The organism is Nonomuraea sp. PA05, assembly GCF_008086045.1.
GTDB lineage: Bacteria > Actinomycetota > Actinomycetes > Streptosporangiales > Streptosporangiaceae > Nonomuraea > Nonomuraea monospora.
Genome location: NZ_VSEY01000015.1, coordinates 82,053 through 106,577 on the forward strand (window position 1 = coordinate 82,053; position 24,525 = coordinate 106,577).

General features: G+C 70.5%; 24 protein-coding genes and 1 riboswitch. Of the genes, 10 read left to right on the plus strand and 14 right to left on the minus strand.

Annotated features, from left to right (window positions below):
* Positions 1-2 precede the first annotated feature (2 nt).
* Positions 3-1,580 carry a citramalate synthase gene (gene cimA / locus FXF51_RS23860; protein ID WP_148436867.1) on the minus strand — a complete coding sequence of 526 codons (1,578 nt, stop codon included), beginning with the start codon at positions 1,578-1,580 and terminating at the stop codon, positions 3-5.
* Positions 1,581-1,798: 218 nt separating this feature from the next.
* Positions 1,799-2,446: a DsbA family protein gene (locus FXF51_RS23865; RefSeq protein WP_148436868.1), complete on the minus strand. Its 648-nt coding sequence runs from the start codon at positions 2,444-2,446 to the stop codon at positions 1,799-1,801.
* A gap of 59 nt (positions 2,447-2,505) precedes the next feature.
* On the opposite strand from FXF51_RS23865, the gene FXF51_RS23870 reads away from it, so the two are divergent.
* From FXF51_RS23870 to FXF51_RS23880, 3 genes are all read left to right on the plus strand, one after another.
* Positions 2,506-3,150, plus strand: a complete 645-nt coding sequence (locus tag FXF51_RS23870) for an O-methyltransferase (RefSeq protein ID WP_148436869.1) — start codon at positions 2,506-2,508, stop codon at positions 3,148-3,150.
* Positions 3,151-3,157: 7 nt separating this feature from the next.
* Positions 3,158-4,141, plus strand: coding sequence for an aldo/keto reductase (locus FXF51_RS23875; RefSeq protein WP_148436870.1), 984 nt, complete (start codon positions 3,158-3,160; stop codon positions 4,139-4,141).
* Positions 4,142-4,221: 80 nt separating this feature from the next.
* Positions 4,222-4,761: a Uma2 family endonuclease gene (locus tag FXF51_RS23880; RefSeq protein WP_148436871.1), complete on the plus strand. Its 540-nt coding sequence runs from the start codon at positions 4,222-4,224 to the stop codon at positions 4,759-4,761.
* A 62-nt stretch (positions 4,762-4,823) separates the two neighbouring features.
* Here the strand turns inward: FXF51_RS23880 and FXF51_RS23885 are convergent, their stop codons facing one another.
* Positions 4,824-5,921 carry a branched-chain amino acid aminotransferase gene (locus tag FXF51_RS23885; protein ID WP_148436872.1) on the minus strand — a complete coding sequence of 366 codons (1,098 nt, stop codon included), beginning with the start codon at positions 5,919-5,921 and terminating at the stop codon, positions 4,824-4,826.
* 226 nt (positions 5,922-6,147) lie between these two features.
* Positions 6,148-7,185: a 3-isopropylmalate dehydrogenase gene (locus FXF51_RS23890; protein ID WP_148436873.1), complete on the minus strand. Its 1,038-nt coding sequence runs from the start codon at positions 7,183-7,185 to the stop codon at positions 6,148-6,150.
* A 98-nt stretch (positions 7,186-7,283) separates the two neighbouring features.
* A riboswitch (cyclic di-AMP (ydaO/yuaA leader) is annotated at positions 7,284-7,429 on the plus strand.
* A 237-nt stretch (positions 7,430-7,666) separates the two neighbouring features.
* On the opposite strand from FXF51_RS23890, the gene FXF51_RS23895 reads away from it, so the two are divergent.
* Positions 7,667-8,071, plus strand: a complete 405-nt coding sequence (locus tag FXF51_RS23895) for a C40 family peptidase (RefSeq protein ID WP_148436874.1) — start codon at positions 7,667-7,669, stop codon at positions 8,069-8,071.
* Positions 8,072-8,126: 55 nt separating this feature from the next.
* On the opposite strand, the gene FXF51_RS23900 is transcribed toward FXF51_RS23895, so the two are convergent.
* Positions 8,127-8,516 (minus strand): SSI family serine proteinase inhibitor, encoded by a 390-nt coding sequence (locus FXF51_RS23900; RefSeq protein ID WP_148436875.1) that lies wholly within the window; start codon positions 8,514-8,516, stop codon positions 8,127-8,129.
* Positions 8,517-8,623: 107 nt separating this feature from the next.
* Between FXF51_RS23900 and FXF51_RS23905 the strand changes: the two genes are divergently transcribed.
* Entirely contained in the window at positions 8,624-9,439 is an 816-nt protein-coding gene (locus FXF51_RS23905) for a class I SAM-dependent methyltransferase (protein ID WP_148436876.1), read from the plus strand.
* Here FXF51_RS23905 and FXF51_RS62740 read toward each other — a convergent pair.
* Entirely contained in the window at positions 9,421-9,543 is a 123-nt protein-coding gene (locus FXF51_RS62740; RefSeq protein ID WP_262379793.1) for a hypothetical protein, read from the minus strand. The two genes, FXF51_RS23905 and FXF51_RS62740, sit on opposite strands and share 19 nt — an antisense overlap.
* A 316-nt stretch (positions 9,544-9,859) precedes the next feature.
* Positions 9,860-11,449, minus strand: a complete 1,590-nt coding sequence (serA, locus tag FXF51_RS23910) for a phosphoglycerate dehydrogenase (RefSeq protein ID WP_148436877.1) — start codon at positions 11,447-11,449, stop codon at positions 9,860-9,862.
* 330 nt (positions 11,450-11,779) lie between these two features.
* On the opposite strand from serA, the gene FXF51_RS23915 reads away from it, so the two are divergent.
* Positions 11,780-12,541, plus strand: a complete 762-nt coding sequence (locus tag FXF51_RS23915) for a hypothetical protein (protein ID WP_262379794.1) — start codon at positions 11,780-11,782, stop codon at positions 12,539-12,541.
* Positions 12,542-12,609: 68 nt separating this feature from the next.
* Complete coding sequence (locus FXF51_RS23920) at positions 12,610-13,971, plus strand: MFS transporter (protein ID WP_148436879.1); 1,362 nt, start codon at positions 12,610-12,612, stop codon at positions 13,969-13,971.
* Here FXF51_RS23920 and FXF51_RS23925 read toward each other — a convergent pair.
* The 3 genes from FXF51_RS23925 to FXF51_RS23935 are packed head-to-tail and all read right to left on the minus strand — an operon-like array spanning position 13,931 to position 17,672.
* Positions 13,931-16,489 (minus strand): FtsX-like permease family protein, encoded by a 2,559-nt coding sequence (locus FXF51_RS23925; RefSeq protein WP_148436880.1) that lies wholly within the window; start codon positions 16,487-16,489, stop codon positions 13,931-13,933. The genes FXF51_RS23920 and FXF51_RS23925 overlap by 41 nt on opposite strands.
* Positions 16,486-17,166, minus strand: a complete 681-nt coding sequence (locus tag FXF51_RS23930) for an ABC transporter ATP-binding protein (RefSeq protein ID WP_148436881.1) — start codon at positions 17,164-17,166, stop codon at positions 16,486-16,488. Before FXF51_RS23930 ends, FXF51_RS23925 begins: the two co-directional genes overlap by 4 nt.
* On the minus strand, positions 17,163-17,672 hold the full coding sequence (locus FXF51_RS23935; protein WP_148436882.1) for a PadR family transcriptional regulator: 510 nt from the start codon (positions 17,670-17,672) through the stop codon (positions 17,163-17,165). The genes FXF51_RS23930 and FXF51_RS23935 overlap by 4 nt, the downstream gene beginning before the upstream one ends.
* Positions 17,673-17,761: 89 nt before the next feature.
* On the opposite strand from FXF51_RS23935, the gene FXF51_RS23940 reads away from it, so the two are divergent.
* The 3 genes from FXF51_RS23940 to FXF51_RS23950 all read left to right on the plus strand — a co-directional run bounded on the left by FXF51_RS23940 (position 17,762) and on the right by FXF51_RS23950 (position 21,006).
* Positions 17,762-18,310, plus strand: a complete 549-nt coding sequence (locus FXF51_RS23940) for a DUF1707 and FHA domain-containing protein (protein ID WP_148436883.1) — start codon at positions 17,762-17,764, stop codon at positions 18,308-18,310.
* A 129-nt stretch (positions 18,311-18,439) separates the two neighbouring features.
* Positions 18,440-19,984, plus strand: a complete 1,545-nt coding sequence (gene dacB, locus FXF51_RS23945) for a D-alanyl-D-alanine carboxypeptidase/D-alanyl-D-alanine-endopeptidase (RefSeq protein ID WP_148436884.1) — start codon at positions 18,440-18,442, stop codon at positions 19,982-19,984.
* Between the two features lie 197 nt (positions 19,985-20,181).
* Positions 20,182-21,006, plus strand: coding sequence for a CAP domain-containing protein (locus FXF51_RS23950; RefSeq protein ID WP_148436885.1), 825 nt, complete (start codon positions 20,182-20,184; stop codon positions 21,004-21,006).
* Between the two features lie 171 nt (positions 21,007-21,177).
* On the opposite strand, the gene FXF51_RS23955 is transcribed toward FXF51_RS23950, so the two are convergent.
* Genes FXF51_RS23955 through FXF51_RS23970 form a run of 4 tightly spaced genes read right to left on the minus strand, consistent with a single transcriptional unit; the run spans position 21,178 to position 24,504 of the window.
* Entirely contained in the window at positions 21,178-21,957 is a 780-nt protein-coding gene (locus FXF51_RS23955; RefSeq protein WP_148436886.1) for an ABC transporter permease, read from the minus strand.
* The gene (locus FXF51_RS23960; RefSeq protein WP_148436887.1) at positions 21,954-22,706 is read right to left on the minus strand and encodes an ABC transporter permease; all 753 of its coding nucleotides are present in this window, start codon (positions 22,704-22,706) and stop codon (positions 21,954-21,956) included. The genes FXF51_RS23955 and FXF51_RS23960 overlap by 4 nt, the downstream gene beginning before the upstream one ends.
* Positions 22,703-23,455, minus strand: a complete 753-nt coding sequence (locus tag FXF51_RS23965) for an ABC transporter ATP-binding protein (protein ID WP_148436888.1) — start codon at positions 23,453-23,455, stop codon at positions 22,703-22,705. Before FXF51_RS23965 ends, FXF51_RS23960 begins: the two co-directional genes overlap by 4 nt.
* Positions 23,452-24,504: an ABC transporter substrate-binding protein gene (locus tag FXF51_RS23970; protein ID WP_148436889.1), complete on the minus strand. Its 1,053-nt coding sequence runs from the start codon at positions 24,502-24,504 to the stop codon at positions 23,452-23,454. The genes FXF51_RS23965 and FXF51_RS23970 overlap by 4 nt, the downstream gene beginning before the upstream one ends.
* Positions 24,505-24,525 lie beyond the last annotated feature (21 nt).

A 24,525-nucleotide genomic window follows, 5' to 3' on the forward strand; every position in this document is an offset into this window, starting at 1 on the left:
CCCTATCCGCAGTCGCGGCCCGCGCGCAGCAGCCCGTACGTGACCGCCTGCTCCAGCGCCTGCCACGACGCGTCGATGATGTTCTCCGCGACGCCCACAGTGGCCCACTCGGCCGTGTCGTCGCTGGAGGTGATCAGGACGCGGGTGATGGCGTCGGTGCCGTGGGTGCCTTCGAGTATGCGCACCTTGTAGTCGACCAGCTCCAGCTTGGCCAGCTCGGGGTAGAGCTTCTCCAGCGCCAGCCGGACGGCCTTGTCGAGGGCGTTGACGGGGCCGTTGCCCTCGCCGGTGGCCACGATGCGCTCGCCCTTGGCGTGCAGCTTGACGGTGGCCTCGCTGACCAGTTCGCCGCCCTTGGTGCGCTCGACGATGACGCGCCAGGACTCGACCTCGAAGTGGCGCCTGCGCTCGCCGTGGACGGTGTCGCGCAGCAGCAGCTCGAAGGAGGCGTCGGCGGCCTCGAAGGTGAAGCCTCTGGACTCCAGGTCCTTGACCCGGTCGACCAGGGTCTTGGTGTGCTCGGGGGTCAGCTCGTAGCCCAGCTCGCGGCCCTTGAGCTCGACCGACGCGCGGCCCGCCATGTCGGAGACGAGCATGCGCATGTCGTTGCCGACCTGGGCGGGGTCGATGTGCTGGTAGAGGTTGGGGTCCACCTTGATGGCGCTGGCGTGCAGGCCGGCCTTGTGGGCGAAGGCGGAGGTGCCGACGTAGGGAGCGTGGGAGTTGGGGGTGACGTTGGTGACCTCGGTGATCGCGTGGGCGATGCGGGTCATCTCGGCCAGCGACTCCTGCGGGACGAGGTCGAAGCCGCGCTTGAGCTGGAGGTTGGCGACGACCGTGAAGAGGTTGGCGTTGCCGGAGCGCTCGCCGTAGCCGTTGGCGCAGCCCTGGACGTGCGTGGCGCCCGCCTTGACGGCCGCCAGGGTGTTGGCGACGGCGCAGCCGGTGTCGTCGTGGCAGTGGATGCCGACGCGGGCGCTGGTGCGTACGGCGTCCTGGACGATCTCGGCGAGCTCGTCGGGGAGCATGCCGCCGTTGGTGTCGCACAGGGCGATGACGTCGGCGCCGGCTTCCGCGGCGGTCCTGAGGACCTCCAGCGCGTAGGCTGGGTTGGACTTGTAGCCGTCGAAGAAGTGCTCGGCGTCGAGGAAGACTCGCTGTCCCTCCGCACGAAGGTGAGAGACCGTGTCGCGGATCATCGCGAGGTTCTCCTGGAGAGTCGTGCGGAGGGCCAGCTCCACGTGCCGGTCGTGACTCTTGGCGACAAGGGTCACGACCGGCGCGCCGGATTCGCGCAAGGCGGCCACCAGTGGGTCGTCGGCGGCCTTCACACCGGCCCGGCGGGTCGCGCCGAACGCGGCCAGTTGCGCGTGCTTCAGGTCGAGCTCTGTTCGGGCGCGCCTGAAGAATTCCGTGTCCTTGGGGTTGGCGCCCGGCCAGCCCCCCTCGATGAAGCCGACGCCCAGGCCGTCCAGGTGCCGCGCGACGGCGAGCTTGTCGGCGACGGTGAGGTTGAGCCCCTCCTGCTGTGCGCCGTCTCGTAGCGTCGTGTCGTATACGTGGAAGCGGTCGTCGGCCATGAGTTTCTCTTCTCTGCGGAAGCGGGAGTCTGAGGTCCGTGCGGTTCGGGAAAACAAAAAGACCCCTCACGGACGTGAGAGGTCTGCGCGCTGGCGGTGTCCCTGCGTTAGCCAGCGCGCCTGCCGATAATGAGCAGACCGTAGAACATGGTGCCGCCCAGTCTGCCATACGCATTCACCATTTGGCACACCGGTCTCGCCACTTGGGACACCGCGGCTCAGACCTGCACGCCGACGCCTCCGGTGATGAGGCGCTCCAGCGCCGCCGGGTCGAACGCCTCGTTGCCCAGCAACTGCCCGTCGAGGACCACGGTGGGCGTGCCCTCCAGCGGGATCTTGGCCGTCTGCGCCAGGTGCGCCTGCGCGTACGTCTGCGACGTGACGCACGAGTCCACCGCCGCGCCCGCCTTGCGCGCCGCCCCGATCAGCTCCTCGACGCTGTACCCGGACGCCACGCCGTGCGGCGCGGGCTGCATGGCGTACACCTCGTCCCTGAAGGCCAGCCAGTTCTCCGCGGGGACGCAGCGCGCGGCCGCGGCGGCGCGGATGGAGTTGGAGCGCGAGGGCTCGTCCCGGAAGATCGTCACGGTGTGGAAGACGACCTTGACCTTGCCTGCCTGCGCGAGCTTCCTGATCGTCGCGTCTACCTTGGTGTGCATGTCCTTGCAGACGGGGCAGTCGAAGTCCTCGTACACGTCGAGCACGGGGGCGTCGCTCCCCAGGTCGGCCAGGACCATCGAGCCGTCAGCCTGCCGGGTCAGAGTCACCTCGCCGGACGACGACACGCCCGGCTGGGAGAACGCCAGCACCCCGAGTACGACGATCGCCGCGCACGCCAGCGCGACCGCCATCAACCGCTTCTTCATCAGCCCACTCTCACCTCATTGATCGCGCAGACCCTACCTGAAACGGAAACAATGGCCGCATGAAGGCATACCTCCTCGACTCTGCCGTAGCGCGTTATGTGTCCGAGCACACCACCGCGCCCGACGCCCTGCTGGACGCGCTGGAGAGGGAGACGACCGAGGTCGCGGGCGACGACGCGGCCATGCAGATCTCCTTCGACCAGGGCCGGTTCCTGACGATGATCACCCAGCTCATGGCGCCCCAGGTGGCCGTGGAGGTGGGAACGTTCACCGGATATTCGTCCGTCTGCATCGCGCGCGGGCTGTCCGGCGGCACGTTGCACTGCTTCGACGTGAGCGAGAAGTGGACGTCCGTGGCCCGCCGCTACTGGCAGGAGGCTGGGGTGGCCGACCGGGTGACGCTCACGATCGGGCCGGCCGCCGACACGCTCGCCGCCTTCGACCAGCCGATCGACCTGGCCTTCCTGGACGCCGACAAGCACAACTACCCGGTCTACTACGAGCTGCTGATGGACCGGCTGCGGCCCGGCGGGCTGATCCTGGCGGACAACACGCTGCGCAGGGGCTGGGTGGCCGATCCCGCGCACGACGAGCCCACGACCGTGCAGATGCGGCAGTTCAACGACCTGGTGATGGAGGACCCGCGGGTGACGGTCCTGACCCTGCCCGTCGCCGACGGGATGACGATGATCAGGAAGAGTTAGGAGAGCCATGAGATCCCACACCCTCGGACGGCACGGCCCGGCGGTCTCGGCGCTGGGCTTCGGCGCGATGACGCTGGCGCCCCGGGTCTACGCCGACGTCAGCGAGCAGGAGGCCACCGAGGCCCTGCTGGCCGCGGTGGAGGCGGGCGTCACGCTGATCGACACCGCCGACATCTACGGCGCCGGGTACAGCGAGTCCCTGATCGGGCGGGTGCTGCGCGGTCGCCGGGAGGAGGTGGTGCTGGCCACCAAGTTCGGCGGCAACGCGGACGAGCGGGGCCGGCTGCGGCCCGGTCTCGGCCGGCCCGCATACGTGCGCACGGCACTGGAGGCCAGCCTCGGCCGCCTCCAGCGCGACCACGTGGACCTGTACTACCTGCACCGCCTCGACCCGACGACGCCGATCGAGGAGACCATCGGCGCCCTGGCCGAGCTGGTCCAGGAGGGCAAGGTGCGCCACGTCGGGCTGTCGGAGGTCTCCCCCGCCACCCTCAGGCGGGCCTGCGCCGTGCACCCGGTGGCCGCCCTGCAGACCGAGTACTCCCTGTTCAACCGGGCGCCGGAGAAGGAGGTGCTGCCGGCCTGCGAGGAACTGGGCGTCGGCTTCGTCGCCTACAGCCCGCTCGGCCGCGGCCTGCTCGGCGGCGCGCTGCGCGACCGCTCCGACCTGCGGGCCGGCGACTGGCGGCGGGGCAACCCGCGCTTCCAGGAGGGCAACATCGAGCGCAACCTGGCCCTGACGGACGCGGTGGCCGCCCTGGCGGCCGAGAACGGGCTGTCAGTGGCCCAGCTCGCGCTGGCCTGGCTCGTGCACCGGGGCACGGTGCCGATCCCCGGCACTCGCAGGGCGGCGAACGTGCGCGCCAACGCGGCAGCCGCCGAGGTGGAGCTGGACGAGGCGACCCTGCGGCGGCTGGAGGCACTGGTGCCGCCGGAGGCGGTGGCGGGCGAGCAGGGGGACGAGGGTTACCTGAGCAGGATCGACCGGTAAATCGCGGCCGCACGCCCTGTATTCACACCCCCGGCCCGGCATACGCTCGGTCACTCCGCCGGAAGAAAGGAGGCGGAGCCATGGCCGCTCCCCTCGAAGAGCGATTCCGAACCGTCCGTGAATTGCATCCCGAATATCGGGTGGAAACGGTGCAGGGCCGGATCGTGGTCAACGAGGCGGGCACCTGGCAGCACAACACCTCGCTTTTCCGGGTCATGCGCGCGCTGTTCGCCCCGGCCGTCGAGCGCGGCTGGCAGATCTGGCCGAACATCACCATCCACCTGGGCCTTCAGTCCGACCGGTACGTGCCGGACCTGACGGTGGTGCCGCGGTCGCCGCGGTTGCACAAGGAGTACGCGGTGCACGGGGATTCGACGCTGCTCATCGTGGACGTCGTTTCCTCGGGCAGTTCCTACGACGATTACTACGTCAAACCGCGCGGTTACTCACCGGCCGGGGTGCCGCTTTATCTGGTGGTCGATCCGGCGCAACGGACGGTGCGGCTGCACAGCGAGCCGGGCGGCCTCGCATACGGCCGGGAAACGATCGCGAGCGTCGCCGAGCCGCTGTTCCTGCCGGCCCCGTGGGAATTGCCGCTGAATATCGCCGCATTCTGGTGAGCCCTTCGCGCGAAGGGCCGCATTCTGGTGAGCCCTTCGCGCGAAGGGCTCACCGGAGGGGGTCAGCCGATCTTGTGCACCCAGTTGTGGGTGTCGGGGCGGGCGCCGTACTGGATGCCGACGAGCTCCTCGCGCACCCGCATCGTCACCGGGCCTGGCGTGCCGTCTGCCACGGTCCACGAGCGGTCGGCGCCCTTGACGGTGCCGACCGGCGTCACCACGGCCGCGGTGCCGCACGCGAACACCTCGGTGAGGTCGCCGGACGCGCTCGCCTCCTGCCACTCGTCCACCGTGATGAGCCGCTCCTCCGTCTCCAGCCCCAGGTCGCCGGCCAGCTCCAGGATCGACTCGCGGGTGATGCCGGGCAGCAGGGTGCCGGTGAGGGCGGGCGTGACGAGCTTGTCGCCGAAGACGAAGAACAGGTTCATCCCGCCCATCTCCTCGACGTAGCGGTGCTCCTGGGCGTCCAGCCAGACCACCTGGTCGCAGCCGTTCTCCACCGCCTGGCGCTGCGCCACGAACGCCGCGGCGTAGTTGCCGCCGCACTTGGCGAAGCCGGTGCCGCCGGGGGCGGCCCGCGTGTACTCGGTGGACAGCCACACGGAGACGGGCTTGATGCCGCCGGTGAAGTACGAGGCCGCCGGCGAGGCGATGACCATGTACTTGTACGTCCTGGACGGGTAGTTCACGCCGAGCCCCGCCTGGGTGGCGATCATGAAGGGGCGCAGGTAGAGGCTGTGGCCCTCGGTGGTGGGCACCCACTCCTTGTCGGTCTGGACGAGCAGCTCCAGCGACTCGACGAACGTCTCCTCGGGCAGTTCGGGCATGGCCATGCGGGCGGCCGAGCGGTTGAAGCGGCCGGCGTTGGCGTACGGCCGGAAGGCGACGATCGAGCCGCCGATCTGCCGGTAGGCCTTGAGGCCCTCGAACAGCTCCTGCGCGTAGTGGAAGACCGAGGTGGCGGGGTCGAGCGAGAGCGGCCCGTACGGCAGGAGCCGGGCGTCGTGCCAGCCCTCGCCCTCGGTGTAGTCGATCGAGATCATGTGATCGGTGAACGTCTGCCCGAACCCCGGGTTCGCCAGTACCTGCTCCCGCTCGGCCGCGGTGCGAGCGTGGTCGGATAGCTGCACGTCGAAGCTGAGCTTCGGAGCGATGGTCATGACGGCGATCCTTCTCTCTACGGTCTACCGAAATCTACCGGAATCCGGTCACCCGTCCGGGAACGATGTGCACCCGCGGGGCGGTCCGTACTTCCTATTGTCTCGCTATATGGGATGGCAAGCGATTGATGGGGTGCTTGGCCCCGATACCGCCGCTACCTGGGGACACGAAAACGCGCCCGGCAGTCCTCTTCGGACCGCCAGGCGCGTACGGTGCTAGGCGGCCCTAGCCGGATACTCGCGCGGTGATGTCGTCGCCGATCTCGCTGGTGCCGCGACCCGTGCGGCCCTCGGCGATGTCGGCGGCGACCGCCTGCTCGACCTTGGCCGCCTCGTCGTGCAGGCCGAGGTGGTCGAGGAGCATGGAGACCGACAGGATGGTCGCGGTGGGGTCGGCCTTGCCCTGGCCGGCGATGTCGGGGGCGCTGCCGTGCACCGGCTCGAACATGCTGGGCGCCGAGCGCTCCGGGTTGATGTTGCCGGAGGCCGCCAGGCCGATGCCGCCGGCGATGGCCGCGCCGAGGTCGGTGATGATGTCGCCGAACAGGTTGTCGGTGACGACCACGTCGAAGCGCTCGGGCTGGGTCACGAAGAACATCGAGGCCGCGTCGATGTGGCAGTAGTCGGTGGTGACCTCGGGGTACTCCTCGGCCACGCGGTTGACCGTGCGCTGCCACAGGTCGCCGGCGAAGGTGAGCACGTTCGTCTTGTGGACGAGCGTCAGCTTCCTGCGCGGGCGGGCCTTGGCCTTCTCGAACGCGTAACGCACCACGCGCTCGACACCGTGGGCGGTGTTGAGCGACTCCTGGGTGGCGATCTCGTGCGGGGTGCCGCGCCGCATGACGCCGCCGGTGCCGGCGTAGAGGCCCTCGGTGCCCTCGCGGACCACGATCATGTCGATGTTCTCGGTCGGCGTGTCGGCCAGCGGGGTCGTCACGCCGGGGAACAGCTTGACCGGGCGCAGGTTGACGTAGTGGTCGAAGTCGAACCGGAGCCGCAGGAGCAGGTCGCGCTCAAGGATGCCGGGCGGCACGCTCGGGTCGCCGATGGCGCCGAGCAGGATCGCGTCGTAGCCGCGCAGCTCTTCGCGCACCGTGTCGGGAAGCGTCTCGCCGGTACGGTTGTAGCGAGCGGCCCCCAGGTCGTAGTGGGTGGGCTCGATCTTCGTGCCCACTGCCTCCAGGACCTTGAGCCCTTCGGCGACGACCTCGGTGCCGATGCCATCCCCGGGGATGACGGCCAAGCGGATGTTACGCGACTCCATGACGGCAACCATACCGGCTCGTCTCGCCTGACGAACACACCATCTCATTTCGCGGACGTCCGCTTTGAGGGGTTTGCGACCTTTTGACCGTTTCGTTAGAGTCCGTCGGGCCTAATCCACGCAGCCGCTGCGTGGAGCCGGGGACCCACTTTCCCCCCAGGGGCGAATCGGCGGTCATCGCCGTAGGGCTGTCTTCCAGGCCCGAGCCCGTCAGCTAACCCGGTCGGCCGTATGGAAGGACAGTCTTCTGTCTCGCATCGCCATCGTCCTGGCAGCGGCATCTGCCGGACTCATCCTGGCCACCACGGCAGCACAGGCCTCCACAGCTCAGGCCTCCACCGCGCAGGCCTCCACCGCGCAGGCCTCCACCGCGCAGGCAATCCCCGACAAGGACACCACCACCCTCACCGGCGCCGAGATCAAGCGCATCAGGCTGGCACAGACCCCCAAGCCCGCCTGGAAGGTCGCACTCGACTTCGCCATGAACAAGCGCGGCATCCCCTACGTGTGGGGCGGCACGAGCGACCGGGGGTACGACTGCTCGGGGCTGATGCTCCGGGCGTACGAGCGGGCGGGGATCGACCTGCCCCGCACCGCCCGCGAACAGTACGGGGCGTTCTCCAGGAAGATCTCCTGGAAGGATCTCGAACCCGGTGACCTGGTGTTCTTCAGCAACCTGGGTCACGTCGGAATGATCTCCAAGCCCGGCTACATGGTGCACGCGCCGCACTCGGGCGACGTGGTGAAGGAGGAGAAGCTGTCGAGCTGGCGCAGGCAGGCCTTCGTCGGCGCCGTCCGGCCCGACCCCAGGGGCGTGCGCCAGTGGGCCGAGCGGCTCGAACAGCGCCGCGAGCCCGTCCCCGCCTCGCTCACCGCGACCCTCTGAGAGACCCGGGCGGTCCCGCCTTCCCCCGCGGGGCCGCCCGTACTCACGCCGAGGGTCAGGGCACGATGGGTGCGGCGAGCCGCTGCGCGAAGCAGGGGTTCGGGTAGTCCTCGGCGAAATCCTTCGGCTCGCCCCGGTAGTCGCCGTAGATCTCGACGTGCACCGGGTCGTAGATTCTCGGGCACGCGGCGTCCGGCCGGAACCTGATCTGGTCGAGGTCGCCGCCGATCTCGTCGAGCCTGTCGCAGGCGGCGGCCGGGTCGGGATGGATGCCGCCCGACGGGCCGCAGGTGAGATACCACTGCGCGACGTCGCCACCGTGGTAGGTGGTGATGCGCAGGTAGGACTCCTGCGCGTGGGCCGGGTTGGCGATCAACGCGGCGGCGGCCACGGCGGGCAGGGCGGCGGTCGCGGCACGGCGGATCAGGCTCAGGGCAGCGCGCATGGGGGAACCTCCTGAAGGATTGAATACGCAGAGCGACGATATCAATACGCTTCGTATCCATGAGGGCAGGTGTCCGTACCCCCGGCACAGGCGTAGCGTGTCGGGATATGTCACCGGAAAAGGTGAGTTTCACCGAGGAGAAGGCCACTCTCCTCGCCACTCTGTACGGCAGGGCGCTCGACGCGCGATCCGCGCAGCCGATACTCGGTGACCACCTGGCCGCCGAAGCGATCGAGCGGATCGACCACGACTTCCGCGAGACCGGGCTCGACGCCAAGATGGCCAGTGCCGTGGCGCTGCGGGCGCGCTTCGTCGACGGATGGGTGGCCGGCTTCCTCGCCGCGCACCCGGACGCGACCGTGCTGCACCTGGGCTGCGGGCTCGACACCCGCGTATACCGGATGGACCCGCCGCCGACCTCGCGCTGGTACGACGTGGACTACCCGGACGTCGTCGAGCTGCGCCGGCGGCTGTTCCCCGAGCGGCCGGGCCACGAGGAGATCGGCACGTCCGTCACCGACCTGGCCTGGCTGGAGCAGGTGCCGGCGGACGCTCCCGCACTGGTCGTCGCCGAGGGCCTGCTCTACTACCTCGACCCGGCGGGCGGCGCCGCGCTGATGCGCGCGATCGTGGACCGCTTCCCTGGCGGCGGGTTCGTCTTCGACGCCCTGAGCCCGCTCGGGCTGCGGCTCCAGCGGCTCAACAGGCCGGTGCGCAAGGCCGGGGCCACGATGCACTGGGCGATCGACGGCCCCGGCGCGCTACAGGCCATCCACCCCGGGCTGCGCTGCGTGGAGGCGGTGAGCGCGTTCGACCTCAAGGGCGTCGAGCGCCTGTCGGCCACGCACCGGGCGGTGATGGCGATCATCAAGGTCGTGCCCGCGCTGAAGCGGACGGCCGTGTTCTACCGGCTCGAGTTCTGATGAGGGGCGCCGCCGTTGTCGCGGCGGTCCAGCGCGGTCTGCAGGGCCTCGGCGGCCTCGTCCTGCTGCTCTTCCGTGCGGTTCCAGGCATACATGTCGTACATGTCACTCAGCTCACTTCGCGGACGTGTTCCAGTGGGGAAGCCGGACTCCGGTCGCGAATCCGACCGGGCCTGATCTCGTGGGTCCGGGTTACGGACCGGACGAATGGGACTTACTGGCCGACACAACGCCGCTCTCCGCGACGGGTAGCCGACCTGCCCTAACAGGCCCCGCCGCGGCAGGCAATGAGTACGAACACCTGGCGCATCAGCAGCCAGACTACCCGAGGATCTGCTCGGAAGTCCTACTATCTTGCATGGTGAGACAAGAAGGGCCGCCACCCGGACGGGTGACGGCCCTTGCGAGAGGTCCCTCGGGTCAGTCCTCCAGGTCCACCGAGCGGCCGCTCTCGGCGCCGATCTCGGCCCCGATCTGCTCGACGACCTCGGCGGGGATGGCCGAGTCGACGGTCAGCGCGATGAGCGCCTTGCCGCCCTTGGCGTCACGGGCCACCTGCATCGAGGCGATGTTGATGCCGTGCTCGCCGAGGAGCCTGCCCACCACGCCGACGATGCCGGGGCGGTCGGCGTAGGTGTAGAAGCACAGGTGGGCCGTCGGCTCGATCTCCATCTCGTAGCCGTTAACCTCGACGATCTTGGTGATCTGGCGCGGGCCCGACAGCGTGCCGGAGACCGAGACGGTGCGGCCGTCGGCGAGCACGCCGCGCACGGTCACGACGTTGCGCCAGTCGGGGCTCTCGGAGCTGGTGACCAGCTCGACGGTGATGCCGCGGTCCTTGGCCAGCAGCGGCGCGTTGACGTAGGTGACCTGCTCCTCGACCACGTCGGCGAAGACGCCCTTGAGCGCGGCCAGCTCGATCACCCGCACGTCCTGGGCGGCGATCTCGCCGCGCACCTCGACGTCGAGCTTGGTGGCCACCTCGCCGGCCAGCGCGGTGAAGACCCGGCCGAGCTTCTCGGCCAGCGGCAGGCCCGGCTTGACGTCCTCGGCGACGGCGCCACCCTGGACGTTGACCGCGTCCGGCACGAACTCGCCCGCCAGCGCCAGCTTCACGCTCCGCGCGACCTGGGTGCCGGCCTTCTCCTGGGCCTCGTGCGTGGAGGCGCCCAGGTGCGGCGTGACGACGACCTGGTCCAGCTCGAACAGCGGGCTGTCGGTGCACGGCTCCTTGGAGAAGACGTCCAGGCCGGCTCCCGCGACCCGGCCCTCCTTGATCGCCGAGTAGAGCGCGGCCTCGTCGACGATGCCGCCGCGGGCCACGTTGACGATGCGGACGCTCGGCTTGACCTGGTGCAGCTCCTTGTCACCGATGAGCCCGAGCGTCTCCTTGGACTTGGGCAGGTGCACGGTGATGAAGTCGGCCTGCTTGAGCACCTCTTCGAGGCTGAGCAGCTTGACGCCCATCTGCGCGGCCCTGGCCGGCGGCAGGTAGGGGTCGTAGGCGATCAGCTCGACGCCGAACGGCGCCAGGCGCTGGGCCACGAGCTGCCCGATCTTGCCGAGACCGAGGATGCCGACGACCTTCTCGTCCAGCTCGACACCGGTGTACTTCGAGCGCTTCCACTCGCCGTTCTTGAGCGCGGCGTGGGCCTGGGCCGTGTTGCGGGCGCTGGCCAGGATGAGCGCGACGGTCTGCTCGGCGGCGCTGGTGATGTTGGAGGTCGGGGCGTTCACGACCATGACACCGGCCTTGGTGGCCGCCTCGACGTCGACGTTGTCGAGACCGACGCCGGCGCGGGCGACCACACGCAGCTTGGGCGCCGCGGCGATGGCCTCGGCGTCGACCTGGGTGGCGGAGCGCACGATGAGCGCGTCCACGTCGGCGAGAGCGGGCAGGAACTGGGAACGGTCGGCGCCGTCGGTGTGGCGGACCTCGAAATCAGCACCGAGTACGGCGAGGCCAGCCTCGGACAGCTCCTCTGCGACCAGAACGACGGGCTTGTTCACGTCTGTGCATCCTTAAGGCACGGCGGAGGGGGGTCACCGTCCACGGAACCCCCCGGCGGTCCCACAGAGTGTATCCGCAGCTTGTGAACGTATTCACGAGGGGCCAGCATGTGAGACGGGTTCCGGCGTACCCGCCGCGCGGCAAACTCATCCACTCCGGGCCCATCTTTGTCTTGATCGGGAGATTTATTCGCCATTAGCCTGATAAGCCGTGGCCGACTACCTATGGTTCGTCATATGAGCATCGGGAATCCTGCGCTTGCCGACGTGCTCGCACAGCATGGCACCCCCCATCGCCTGCTGGGCGCTCTTGCCGACGGTGGAGTCCTGGTGGCAGTGCGACCAGATCGTTCCGTCGTCCTGGGGACGACTCAGGCCGGTGACCGGGTTCTGCTCGGGTACACCAGCCCCGCGACCTATGCCAGACACCGCGGCAGCCATGCCCTGTCGGCCTGCGACGCCGACACCATCCTGGACATCCAGCGCGTCACCGGGGTGCGCGAGATCGTGATCGACGCGGCCGGACCAGCCGCCGCGGCCGTGCCGATCGACGATCTCCAGCACTTCATGACCACGACACGCAACGGGCCCACGCCTGTCCTGTCGGGGGCCGTTCCGGCCGCCTACGCGACGGGCGCGATGGCCACCGTGTCGCGAGGTGCCGCGCTGGCCCAGGTGGCTCCGCCGAGCCCGCACGCCCCGTCGCTGCCGTGGGTGCCCGCGCCCCGGCCGCACCTGTCGGGGCCGATGCAGCAGGTGGATCCGGGCTACCGCCGGTGCACGCATCCGATACTGCCCGCGCTGCGGCAGGCGATCGCGTACCTGCTCATGGACTTCCCGCTTGTGCACCACGTGTGGATCTCCGAGGCGGGCACGGCGTCCGGGGCGACCGGCATCATGCTGCACGTCAAGGTGCACATGTCGGCCGCCGAGGACGTGGTGCGCGACCTGCACCGCCTGGTGCGCGCCAGGCTGCCGCAGTTCGCCGCTTCCGGGGCGCCGATCCTGATGGCCAGGGTGGCGGACGCGCGCAGCGAGCGCCGCATGATCGAGATCGGCGCGCACGTCGTCTGCGCGAACGTCTCCGACTGAGGCTTCAGGGGAGGGCCCGGGAAAACTGGGCCCTCCCAAACAAGCCCTCGCTCAGTTGTAATGAGGGGATGATCACACCGGCGGTGGGCACGGCCTCCGTCCCGAAGGGCGTGCGCCTCGGTTATGGCGTCGGCTCGTTCTGCACGGCCACCTTCAACGGCGTGCCGGGGCTGCTGCTGCTGTTCTACATGACGAACTTCCTGGCCGTGCCCCCGTGGCTGGCCGGCGTCGTCGTCAGCGCGCCGAAGGTCTGGGACCTGATCATCAACCCCCTCGTGGGGCGCTGGTCCGACCGGACCGTCACCCGCTGGGGGCCGCGCCGGCCGTGGCTGCTGGCCGGGGCCTGCACGCTGCCGATCATGTTCTTCCTGGTCTTCGCGGGGCCGCCGCTGACCGGGGTGCCCGCCGCGCTGTACGTGGGGGTCTGCTTCCTGGCCGCGGCGACGGCGTACGCGCTGTTCGAGGTGCCGTACAAGGCGATGCCCGGCGAGATGACGAACGACTACCACGAGCGCACGTCGCTGCTGCAGTGGCGGATGGTGTTCGTCGGCGTGGCCACCGCCATCAGCGGCGTGCTGGCGCCCGCCATCGCGACCAGCGAGGGCGGCGAGGGCACGCTGGACAGCTACCGGACGATGGCGGTCGTGATCTCGGCCATCCTGCTCCTGGCCATGCTCGGCTCGTTCTTCGGCACCGCCCGCGCCCCCATGACCGGCGCCCCCGAGCCCGACCCCGGCGGATGGCGCGAGCAGTTCGCCGCGATCAAGGGGAACTCGGCGTTCCTCTGGCTGACCGTGCTGGCCTGCGTGCAGATGTTCGCCGTCAGCATGATGCTGGCCGCCGCCCCCTACTTCGCCACCTACACGCTCGGCTCGGCCAGCGCCACCCAGACGCTCTTCGCCGCGCTGGTCGGCCCGATCCTGCTGACGATGCCGCTGTGGGTGCGGGTGGCCAGGCGCTTCGACAAGCGCGGCGCGATGCTCCTGGCCGTGCTGCTGTTCGGCGGCGGCACGCTCGCGGCCATGGCCACGCCGCTGTTCGGCCCGGTGTGGGCGCACCTCACGATCCTGCTGGTCGGCGTCGGGTACGCGGGGCTCCAGCTCATGCAGTTCTCGATGCTCGCGGACGTGATCGCGGTGGACGCGGCCGAGACGGGCAAGCGGCGGGCCGGGGTGCTGACCGGCCTGTGGACGGCCATCGAGAGCGGCTTCAGCGCGTTCGGCGCGCTGATCTTCGGCATCATCCTGTCGATCGGCGGCTTCATCCCGTCCGAGCCGAGCAACCCCGTGCAGCAGCCGGACAGCGCGGTGACCGCGGTCCTCATCGGTCAGACCCTGATCCCCGCACTGATCATCTTCGCCTCGGCGCTGATCACGCTGAAGTACCGGCTCACGCCACCCGCCGTGCCTGCTCCATCCGCGTCCGAGTGACCAGGCCCGACAGCAGCGCCGCGAGCAGGGGCAGGCCGAGCACGAGCACCGCCAGGAACGCCCACGGCACCACGACCGTGCCGCCGCCGGGCAGCGCGGACATCATCGACCGGGACAGCGCGCCTCCCGTGACCGCCCCCGCCACCAGGCCCACGGCCGCGCCGAGCCCGGCGAGGTAGCCCGCCTGGGCCGCGACCACCAGCCTGCGCGTCATCGGCCTGCCGCCCACGGCGGACAGGGTGTCGAGGTCGCGGCGCATGTCGGCGACGGCCAGCCCGGTCGCGGCGAACGTGCCGCCGAGCACCAGGACCACCGACCCGGCCAGCGCCACCGCGAGCACGATCGCGATCTTCTCCTCGGTGTAGTCCGAGGTCAGGTTCACGAACGCGGTGCGGGCGACCGCCTGGAGATCGCGGCCGAAGCGCTCCACCTCCTCCTGGTCGCGCAGGATGCCCTCCGAGACGCTCCGGACGTAGACACGCCGCTCGGCCGTCTCGAACCCGGCCGACGTCACGGCCGAAGGGGGCAGGATCAGGCCGCCCTGACCCTCATGCGCCGCCCTCGCCACCACGGCGGGCACCCGGAAGGGGCCCTTGCCTGAGCGCTCCTCGCCCACCCGCGACCATGACACGCTGATCGTGCCGCCGCTGATCAGGCGGGGGTCGAACACCACGGCCTTGCCCGCCGCGAGCGCCGCCGCCGCCTGCGGATCACGCCGCCCCTGGAACAGGGCGAGCAGCCGGTCGTCACCGATCGGCACGTCGTAGTAGACGGGGCACTCGCCGGCGCAGGGGCCGGGCGCGGGCTGGACCATGGGAGTCATGCTGCGTCCGCCGCCGTCCACGGCCCGCAGCCCGGTGACGAGGCTCGCGCCGCGCACCTTCTCCTCGGTCACGGCGCGCAGCCTCGACCAGGTCGGCTCGTCGAGGTCGTCGGCGCTCACGATCAGGGTTCCCTCGGGGGCGTCGAGCAGGAAGCGCTCCCTCTGCGTGGCGTAGTAGCTGGTGAAGGCGAGGCTGACGGTGACGGCGGCCATCGTGGCGGCCATGACGGCGGCCACCGCCGAGACGGTGCGGGCCCGGTGCCGGGTGGCGTCCCTGACCGACAGACGCGCGGGCAGCGGCAGGCGCGCGGCCGGCAGCGCGCTGCGGCGGACGAGCCACGGCGTCAACATGATCAGCGCGAACAGGACCACCGTGGACGCCGCCACCACCAGCAGCTCCCGCCGGGACGAGACGAAGATCGTCGCGCCCAGCCCGAGCACCAGCAGCACGACGCCGGCCAGCGGGCGGGCCGCGCGTTCGCGCAGCTCGTCGGGGCGGCCGGCGAGCACCCGCGCGGGGCTCTGCCGCGCCGCCCGCACGGCCGGGGCCACGGCCGCGACCAGCGCGCTGGTCAGGCCGAGCGCGGCCACGCCGAGCACCTGCGCCCACGGCACGTCGATCGGGCCGCTGCGCCAGTCGAGCCAGCGCGCCGCGATCGACTCCGCCAGCGCCCCCGCGCCGATGCCCAGCACGACGCCCGCCAGCGCGGCCACGCCGCCCAGCACCAGGCCGTCGGCCAGCACGATCGTCCGCAGATGCCCTGGGGAACCGCCCTGCGCGGCGATGGTCGCCAGCTCCCGCCTGCGCCGCCGCAGCCCGACCGCGAACGCGGGGCCGGCCAGCAGGACCGTCTCGGTGACGACGAGCAGCACGCCGATGGCCAGCCACAACGGCGTCTCCGGGCTGGCGTGCGTGTATCTGTGCTGCTCCGCGCGCGGGCTCTCGATCACCGCGCGGGAGGCCACACGCAGGCCTGCCTGGTTCAGCTCGCGCACCTTCTGCCAGGTGACCGGCGCCGGGGTGTCGGCGAGCCAGCCGTTGCCCTGCGGGTCCGTCTTCGTGTGCAGCACCGACCCGTACAGGCCGACGACCTCCAGGACGCCGGGCCTGGTCGGGTTCCGCACGACGCCGACCACGCGCTTGGGCTCGCCGCTCCTGGTGAGCTGGAGAATGCCGCCGACGCTCACGCCGCGGTCGAGCAGCGCGGGGGTGACCGCGATCTCCTGCGGGGTGGCCGGGAGCCTGCCGTCGGTCAGGGTTCGCAGACCGGCGCCGAGCCGGTCGCGCAGATCCACCTCCAGCAGCTCCACGCGGTCGAAACCGTCCTGGAGGCGGGCCTCGGCGGAGTACAGGTAGAACGGGATGACCCGGCCGCCGATCAGGCGTGCCACCTCGGCGTCCGTCCACTTGGGCGGGCGGCCGACCTCGTCGATGGCCTGCTGGCCGGAGCGGCCGGCGGGATCCTGGGTGATGGGGATCCTGCTCGCCTGGGAGTAGACGGCCGCGTCGGCGGTCGGGCCCAGGCGGGACGGCAGTTCCTCACGCACGTTCAGCTCCGTGGTGCTGGAAAGCGTCAGCAGCGCCGTGATGACCAGGACGGGCAGGCCGATCATGACCAGGACGAGGGCGGTGCGGCCCTTGGCGCGCACGGCGTCCCTGCGGGAGATGCGCAGCGCGGCGCGGAACGCGCTCATCTGGCGCTCTCCAGCCGCACGGCGCTCGACTCGGCGACCAGCCCGTCACGCAGGTAGATCACCCGGTCGGCCCAGGCGGCGTAGCGCGGCTCGTGGGTGACGAGCAGCACCGCCGCGCCCGCGTCGCAGCGGGCCCGCAGCAGCTCCAGGATCTCGTCGCCGGTGGCGGTGTCGAGGGCGCCGGTCGGCTCGTCGGCCAGCAGCAGCCGCCGCTCGCCGACCAGCGCCCTGGCGATGGCCACGCGCTGGCGCTGGCCGCCGGACAGCTCCTCGGGGAAGCGGTCGGCGATCTCCGCCGCGCCCGTCTCCGCCAGCACGGCCAGCGCCTCGGCGCGGGCCTGTCCGGCGCGCACGCCGTCGAGCTCCCTCGGCAGCATCACGTTCTCGGCGGCGGTCAGGGACGGGATGAGGTTCAGGTCCTGGAAGACGTAGCCGACGTGGCCGCGCCTGAGCGCCGCCAGGTCCTTGACCCTGGACAGGTCCTCGCCCTCGACCACCACCGTCCCCGTGGTGGGGCGGTCGAGGCCGCCCGCCAGGTTGAGCAGGGTGGACTTGCCCGACCCTGACGGCCCCATGACCGCGACCAGCTCGCCCGCCGCGACCTCCAGGCTCACTCCCCTCAACGCGTGCACCTGACCGTGCTCGCGGGTGACGTCCCGCAACTCGACCACACTCATCGGTTCTTCTCCTTGGAAACGGCCTCGCAGTGGTCCAGCCAGCGCTGCTCCGCCTCGGCCTTGAAGATCAACGAATCCAGCACCAGCCGCTGCGCGAGCCCGCCGCCGGCGGCTCGCTTGGCCCTCGTGAGCTCCTGCAGCGCGCGCATGGTGGCGGTGCGCTGGGTGTGGATGACCTCGGCGACGTCCACGTCGCCCGCCACGGCCATCGCGATTTTGATCGCGAGCTCGTCCCGAGGCCGGTCGGTCTGCGCGACGGGGGTGCTGAACCATCGCGCCAGCTCCTCCCGACCGGCCTCGGTGATCGTGTAGACCGCGCGGCCCTGCTCATCGGCACCACCGGGCGCGACGAGTCCGTCGCGCTCCAGGCGGGAGAGCGTCGTGTAGACCTGGCCGATGTTCAGCGGCCAGGTCGCCCCCGTGGACGCCTCGAACTCCACCCGTAGCTGGTAGCCGTATCTCGGTCCGCTGCTCAGCAGAGAGAGCAGCCCGTGCCTGATCGACATGGATACTGAGTATGCATACTGAGTATGCCTATGGCAACCGGATCCGCGTATTCTGGACAGGGGCCGAGGTTGAGGCCGATACTCGCTCTATGAGCTCCACGCATCCGCCCTTTCGCGCCTCAGATGGGGAACGTGACCGTGCGATCGACGAGCTCAAGGAACGCGCCGTGGAGGGCCGCATCTCGCACGACACCTTCGTGGGCCGGGTCGACCAGGCCCTGCGGGCGCGTCACCAGGTCGAGCTCGACGAGCTGGTCGCGGACCTGCCGCGGCGGGCCACGCTCCGGCAGCGGCTGACCGACGCCGTCTCCTCGGTCTCCGAGTTCACCACCAAGCTGCAGTCCGCCTGGCGCCGGCCGCGGCTGCCCCGGCTGGCGCTGCCGGACGACGAGCGCCTGCGTTACGTGGTGGGCCGCGGGTCGGCCTGCGATCTCGTGCTGTCGGACCTGACGGTCTCCCGGGTGCACGCCGAGCTGCGGCGCGAGGGTGACGGCGGGTGGATGCTGGTGGACCTCGGCTCGCTCAACGGCACCCGGCTCAACGGGTGGCGGCTGGTGGGGCCGGCACGGGTGAGGTCGGGCGACGAGGTCTCGTTCGGCGACTGCGGGTTCATGGTGACGTCGGAGCAGCCGACGTAGACGCCGGAGCGGCGGCCCGAGACGTCGGAACAGCCCACCTGACCGACCATAAATACGGATATTTGCGGATTACAGGCTGACTGTGCTGATCCATGCTTCCATGCGTTTCCCCAGTCACTTGGAGACCCCATGCGGCGCACCTCAGCCTCCCTCGTCGCGGGCGCGCTCGTCGCGGCCCTCGCGTGGGCGTCAGGACCCTCCACCCCGGCCGTCGCGCTCGACCCCTCCGTGGGCGTGGCGGACCTGACCCAGGACATCAACCAGATCCTCAGCGACTCGCGGCTCACGATCGCCAGGGCGGGCGTCGTGGTCAAGAGCGCCCAGACCGGCGAGGAGCTGTACGCCACCGACGCCGGCAAGCTCCTGACCCCGGCCTCCAACACCAAGCTGTTCACCTCGGCCGCGGCGGCGGAGACGCTCGGCCTGGACTACCGCTTCCCGACCACCGTGCTGAGCACCGGCCGCAAGGCGGGCTCGCTGCTGACCGGCGACCTGGTGCTGCGCGGCACCGGCGACCCGACCATGCTGGCCGAGGACTACGACGCGCTGGCGTCCGAGGTCGCCGAGGCGGGCATCAAGGTCGTCACCGGCAAACTGGTGGCCGACGACACCTGGTTCGACTCCCAGCGGCTCGGCAACGACTGGTCCTGGGACGACGAGACCGCCTACTACGCGGCGCCGATCTCGGCGCTGACGGCCTCGCCCGACAGGGACTACGACGCGGGCTCGGTGATCGTGTCCGTGGCCGCCGACGGCGACCGGGTCAAGGTGTCCACCACGCCGGAGACCGACTACCTGAAGATCGTCAACAAGGCCACGGCGGGCGCCGAGACGGACGTGCTCATCGAGCGGCAGCACGGCACCCGCACGGTGGTGATCACCGGCACGGTCGCGGACCCGTACCAGGAGTGGGTGGCGGTGGACGACCCCACGGCCTACGTCTCCTCGCTGTTCCGCAAGTCGCTGGCCAAGCACGGCGTCAAGGTGCTCGGGCCGACGACCGCCGGCGCCGCGCCCTCGGGGGCCAAGGAGCTGGCCAAGCACGAGTCGATGACGCTGGGCGAGCTGCTCGTGCCGTTCATGAAGCTGAGCAACAACATCCACGCCGAGATCCTCACCAAGGCCATGGGCCGCCAGGTGTCGAACCAGGGCACCTGGTCGGCGGGCCTGAAGGTGAGCACCGACTTCGCCAAGACGAACGGCGTCCAGGTGATCAACATGCGGGACGGCTCGGGCCTGTCGCGCCGCGACGGCTTCTCGCCGGGCTCGATCGTGCAGCTCCTGTCGGCCGTACGCGCCAAGCCGTGGTTCTCCACCTGGTACGAGTCCCTGCCCATCGCGGGCAACGCCGACCGGTTCACCGGCGGCACCCTGCGCAGCCGGATGCGCGGCACGCCCGCCGAGAACAACGTGCACGCCAAGACCGGCTCGCTCACCGGCGTCACCTCGCTGTCCGGCTACGTGACGAGCGCCGACGGCGAGCCGCTGATCTTCTCGATCATGCTCAACCAGTACCTGTCGGCTTCGCCGAAGGACATCGAGGACAAGATCGCCGTCCGGCTCGCCCAGTTCTCGCGGTCGGCGGCGGCGGGAGACACCGCCGGGCTCCGCAGCGCCGCCGGGGGCGCGACGGGCGACCTGGAGTGCTCGTGGCTCAAGCCGGCGCAGTGCTAGCACCGTGCTGACGTAAAAAAATCAGCGGCCCCCTGACGCGCAGGGGGCCGCTGTGGTTTACCGAGATCAGAGTAGGTGACATTACGATTCAGCTACTTGGAGCTCCAAGTTCGCTCGGCGATTTCCGTACATAGCCGACTTGGGGGGACCAGAATGCGGGTTCGACGCACAGTCGAATCCCTCATCCGGAGGACGGAATGCGTAGAGAGCTCCAGGCCGTGGCCTGTGCCGGTTGTCTGGCGGCACTGAGCCTCCCCATTTCCGCCTCCGCCTCCGCAGAGTCGGCCACCACCGCGCAGGCCACCGGCACGCGGAACGCCGCGTCCCAGGCCAGGCAGCAGGCGTGCCGCGTGCTCGCGGTCAAGCCGTCCGTCGTCCAGGGCAAGGTGCGCGCGACCGCCGCGCGGTCCGGCTGCGCCGACCAGGCCCGGCTGAGGGTACGCATCAAGGTCGCCGTCTCCGGCCCCGACCGGGTCGTCAAGAGCGGCTCACAGATCGTCGGCAACGGCCGGATCACCGCCAAGGTGGCCTGCGCCGCCACCCCGCGCCGCTACTACACGGTCGCGCTCGACTCGCAGGGTCGCACCAGCCAGTCACGCTCGGTCAAGCTGTCGTGCGGGCGGCCCGCCGCCGGCGGGAGCTTCTCCTCGGCGCCCGAGACGGCGGTCGTCTCCCTCACCAACGCCGCCAGGGCCAAGAACGGCTGCCGCCCCCTCGTCCACGACGCCAAGCTGCACCTGGCCGCCGAGCGCCACTCGGCGGACATGGCGCGCAACAACTACTTCTCGCACACCTCGCGCGACGGCCGCACCTTCGACCAGCGGATCAAGGCGACCGGCTTCGTCTTTCGCCAGGCCGGCGAGAACATCGCCAAGGGCCAGCCCTCCGCCGCCGCCGTGGTCAAGGCCTGGCTCGACAGCCCGGGACACCGGGCCAACATCATGAACTGCGCGTTCACCCACATCGGGGTCGGGCACAACGCCAAGGGCCCCACCTGGACACAGGACTTCGGCACGCGTTAGCACCAGCACCACTCCCCCGACCAAGGGAGCGACGGGCTTTCACCGGCCCCACCCCGAGCCGGTTCCCACCGCACGCCCATGCGCTCCCCTCCGGGCGGACCCGGCCGCGCCTCCCCCCGCACACAGGACCGCGGCCGGGTCCGCACAACCAGCGCACTCCGCGACTCCGGGCTACTCCGGGCGGCGGTCCGAGAAGCGGGCCAGGACGAGCGACTCGACGACCCCCACGACCGCGTACGCCAGGATCGACACCCCGGTGACGACCACGATGTCCGCCCACACCTCGTCGTAGCGGAACCCGCCGATCGCGCGCAGGATCTCGGCCCCGATGCCCTCCCCGGTGGCCAGCCACTCGGCGATCAGCGCGCCGATGATGGAGGCGGGCACGGAGATCCTGGCCGAGGCGAACACCGACGGCATGGCCGTGGGCACCGCCACCTTGCGCAGGACGGTGAGGCGGTTGCCGCCGTACGCCATGATCAGGTCGGTGGCCTGCGGCGAGGCGGAGCGCAGCCCGAAGGCGATGTTCACCAGCGCGGGGAAGAACACCACGATGCCGCCGATGACGGCCACCCCGAGCAGCTCACGGCCGAAGATCAGCGTGATCAGCGGCGTCATCACCACCAGCGGCACCGAACGCAGCAGCATGGCGACCGGCATGAACGTCTGCTCGACGGCCCTGAACAGCACGAACGCGACGGCGACGGCGATCGCGGCGACCATGCCGGCGACGAATCCGATGGTCGCGTCCCTGATCGTGATGCCCAGCGCGCCGAACACGGCCTCCCTGTGGGCCTGCGAGGACGTCAGGTACTCCCAGACCTGCGGCGGGCGCTTGCCCACGAGCGGGCTGATGCCGAACGCCTCCAGCGCCAGCCACCAGGCGGCCACGACGATGACGACCGACGGCGCCAGCGGCCCGACGATGCGCAGCACGGTACGGCCGATCATGACGCGGCCTCCCCTCTCGACCAGGGGGTGACCACGCGGGCGAGGAGCGCCACGAGCGCGTACCCGAGGCCCGCGATCAGGCCGGCCACCAGCGCGAGGCCCCAGGTGCGCGGCACCTGGAACTGCTGCTGGGAGATCATCAGGGAGACGCCGAGCCCCTGGTCGTTGCTGCCGAGGTACTCGCCGATGATGGCACCGAGCAGCGCCGACGGGGCGGAGATCTTCAGGCCGGCGAACGTGCTGGGCAGGGCGGAGATGACCTGGACGTAGCGGAGCCTGGCCAGGCGGCCGCCGCCGTACACGGTGACGAGGTCGAGGCTGGTCCGGTCGGCGGAGCGCAGCCCGAGCAGGGCGCCGATGAGCGTGGTGAAGAAGACGGAGATGGCCGCGAGGAACACCACGGTCGCGTCGCCGCCGAAGACGACCAGCACGATCGGCCCGATGGCCAGCAGCGGGATGCAGTAGCTGATCACCGCGAGCTGCGTGGCGACGGCTTCGAGCCTGGGCACGAGCAGCACCAGCAGGGCCACGCCGATGGCCAGCCCGTTGCCCCACAGGAAGCCCTGGACGGCGGCGGACAGGGTGGCGGTGGCGTTCGGGCCGTAGAAGGCCCAGCCGTCGGCGCCCATGGACGTCAGCACCGCGGCAGGGGTGGGCACAGCGCCGCCGTCGGCGAACACGGTCGCCGCCAGCAGCCACCAGATCGCGACGAGGGCGACGACGCCGGCCAGCCCCTGGACTCGCCTCATGAGCCGTGCCCGAACAGCAGGTCGCTGAGGTGGTCGTGGAAGGCGTGGAACTCGGGGGTGCGCATCATCTCCGGCGTACGCGGGCGGGGCAGGTCGATCTCCACCATCTCCACGACCCGTCCGGGGCGCGGGCTCATGACGGCCACCAGGTCGGACAGGAAGATCGCCTCGCCGATGCCGTGGGTGACCATGAGCGTGGTGGCGGGCTTCTCCGTCCAGATGCGCAGCAGCTCCAGGTTGAGCCGCTGGCGGGTCATGTCGTCCAGGGCGCCGAAGGGCTCGTCGAGCAGCAGCACGCTGGGCTTGACCACGAGCGCGCGGGCGATGGAAACGCGCTGGCGCATGCCGCCGGACAGCTCGGCCGGGCGGGCCTTCTCGAAGCCCTCCAGGCCGACCAGCTTGATCAGGTCCTCGATCACGCCGGGCTCCGGCTTGATGCCGGCCACCTCCAGCGGCAGCCGGATGTTGGCCGCGACGCTGCGCCAGGCGAGCAGCGCCGAGTCCTGGAAGGCGATGCCGAGGTGGTGGCTCCTGCGCAGTTCGTGCGGCGTCTCGCCGTTGACGCGGATCTCGCCCGCCGTGGGCTCCTCCAGGCCGGCCAGGATGCGCAGCACGGTGGACTTGCCGCAGCCGGACGGGCCGAGCAGCGACAGGAAGGAACCCTTCGGCGTCTGGAGATCCACCCCCTCGACGGCGGTCACGCCCTTGCCGAAGGTCTTGTTCAGCCCGGAGATGCTGATCCCGCTCATGAGAGCTTCAGGCTCGGGTCGGCCTGGTAGATCTCGTTCAGGATCGACAGGTCGAAGAGCTGCTCGGCCTTGATGGTCAGACCGGCCTTGGCCAGCGACTCGATGTTCTGCTCGATCAGCTCGGGCGTCATCGTGAACAGGCCGTTGGCCTTGGCGTCGTCGGTGACGACGAGCTCGTTCTGCATCTTGGCCTCCTCGGTCTGCTCCTTGACGTCGAGGTTCTGGTCCTTGCCGTAGACGGTGGCGGCCAGCTCGGCGGCCTTGGCCGGGTCGGCGACGGCGTCCTTCCAGCCCTTGATCTCGGCGGTGAGGAACGCCTTGAGCTTGTCGCGCTCGTTGTCGATGGTCTCCTGCGTGACGGTGAACGTCTCGGCGACCAGCGGCAGGCCGGCGTCGGCGAGCAGCAGGTACGCCGGGTCGTGGCCCTTCATCCGCAGGTTGACCGGGCCGCTGGTGACGAAGCCCACGTAACCGTCGAGCTGGCCGGAGGTGAGCATCGACGGGTCCGACTGGAACGGCACCCTGGTCACCTTGGCGGCGTCGAGGCCGTTGGCCTTGAGCAGCGCGTTCCAGACCAGCTCGTTGGAGTCCTGGACGCCGATCCTCTTGCCGACGAGGTCCTCGGCCTTCTCGATCGGGTTCTTGCTCAGCGAGATGATGGCGAACGGGTTCTTCTGGAACGTCGCGCCGACGATCTTCAGCGGCGCGCCCTGGAGCACGGCGGGCGCGGTGATGGTCGGTGCCGACAGGCCCGCCCAGCAGCGCCCGGTGGCCAGGCCGGACTCGACCGAGGTGCCGGAGCCGCCGCCGGACAGCAGCTCGACCTGGGAGAACCCGGCCGACTTGAAGTGGCCGTTGGTGTCGGCGAAGTACTCGCCGGCGAACTCGACGTTCTTCTTCCAGGAGAGCTGGAGCTTGACCGACCCGAATCCGCCGCCGCTTCCGCTTCCGCCTCCGGACGGGGCGGACTCCCCGCAAGCGGCCAGACCGAGCGCCAGACCGGCCAGACCGGTCGTCCGCAGGAACGCGCGACGGTCGAAGGTAGCCATTAATTCTCCTTGAACGGCCGA

What these genes read in the sequence shown, in the direction of transcription:
- FXF51_RS23870 (WP_148436869.1), top strand. Translation starts at nt 2,506, where the DNA reads ATGAAGGCATACCTCCTCGACTCTGCCGTAGCGCGTTATGTGTCCGAG.
- FXF51_RS23890 (WP_148436873.1), bottom strand. Translation starts at nt 7,185, where the DNA reads ATGGAGTCGCGTAACATCCGCTTGGCCGTCATCCCCGGGGATGGCATC.
- FXF51_RS23920 (WP_148436879.1), top strand. Translation starts at nt 12,610, where the DNA reads ATGATCACACCGGCGGTGGGCACGGCCTCCGTCCCGAAGGGCGTGCGC.
- FXF51_RS23955 (WP_148436886.1), bottom strand. Translation starts at nt 21,957, where the DNA reads ATGATCGGCCGTACCGTGCTGCGCATCGTCGGGCCGCTGGCGCCGTCG.
- FXF51_RS23965 (WP_148436888.1), bottom strand. Translation starts at nt 23,455, where the DNA reads ATGAGCGGGATCAGCATCTCCGGGCTGAACAAGACCTTCGGCAAGGGC.
- FXF51_RS23925 (WP_148436880.1), bottom strand. Translation starts at nt 16,489, where the DNA reads ATGAGCGCGTTCCGCGCCGCGCTGCGCATCTCCCGCAGGGACGCCGTG.
- FXF51_RS23940 (WP_148436883.1), top strand. Translation starts at nt 17,762, where the DNA reads ATGAGCTCCACGCATCCGCCCTTTCGCGCCTCAGATGGGGAACGTGAC.
- FXF51_RS23935 (WP_148436882.1), bottom strand. Translation starts at nt 17,672, where the DNA reads ATGTCGATCAGGCACGGGCTGCTCTCTCTGCTGAGCAGCGGACCGAGA.
- FXF51_RS23880 (WP_148436871.1), top strand. Translation starts at nt 4,222, where the DNA reads ATGGCCGCTCCCCTCGAAGAGCGATTCCGAACCGTCCGTGAATTGCAT.
- FXF51_RS23950 (WP_148436885.1), top strand. Translation starts at nt 20,182, where the DNA reads ATGCGTAGAGAGCTCCAGGCCGTGGCCTGTGCCGGTTGTCTGGCGGCA.
- FXF51_RS23865 (WP_148436868.1), bottom strand. Translation starts at nt 2,446, where the DNA reads ATGAAGAAGCGGTTGATGGCGGTCGCGCTGGCGTGCGCGGCGATCGTC.
- dacB (WP_148436884.1), top strand. Translation starts at nt 18,440, where the DNA reads ATGCGGCGCACCTCAGCCTCCCTCGTCGCGGGCGCGCTCGTCGCGGCC.
- FXF51_RS23895 (WP_148436874.1), top strand. Translation starts at nt 7,667, where the DNA reads ATGAACAAGCGCGGCATCCCCTACGTGTGGGGCGGCACGAGCGACCGG.
- FXF51_RS23905 (WP_148436876.1), top strand. Translation starts at nt 8,624, where the DNA reads ATGTCACCGGAAAAGGTGAGTTTCACCGAGGAGAAGGCCACTCTCCTC.
- FXF51_RS23970 (WP_148436889.1), bottom strand. Translation starts at nt 24,504, where the DNA reads ATGGCTACCTTCGACCGTCGCGCGTTCCTGCGGACGACCGGTCTGGCC.
- FXF51_RS62740 (WP_262379793.1), bottom strand. Translation starts at nt 9,543, where the DNA reads ATGTACGACATGTATGCCTGGAACCGCACGGAAGAGCAGCAGGACGAG.
- FXF51_RS23930 (WP_148436881.1), bottom strand. Translation starts at nt 17,166, where the DNA reads ATGAGTGTGGTCGAGTTGCGGGACGTCACCCGCGAGCACGGTCAGGTG.
- FXF51_RS23885 (WP_148436872.1), bottom strand. Translation starts at nt 5,921, where the DNA reads ATGACCATCGCTCCGAAGCTCAGCTTCGACGTGCAGCTATCCGACCAC.
- FXF51_RS23900 (WP_148436875.1), bottom strand. Translation starts at nt 8,516, where the DNA reads ATGCGCGCTGCCCTGAGCCTGATCCGCCGTGCCGCGACCGCCGCCCTG.
- cimA (WP_148436867.1), bottom strand. Translation starts at nt 1,580, where the DNA reads ATGGCCGACGACCGCTTCCACGTATACGACACGACGCTACGAGACGGC.
- FXF51_RS23960 (WP_148436887.1), bottom strand. Translation starts at nt 22,706, where the DNA reads ATGAGGCGAGTCCAGGGGCTGGCCGGCGTCGTCGCCCTCGTCGCGATC.
- FXF51_RS23875 (WP_148436870.1), top strand. Translation starts at nt 3,158, where the DNA reads ATGAGATCCCACACCCTCGGACGGCACGGCCCGGCGGTCTCGGCGCTG.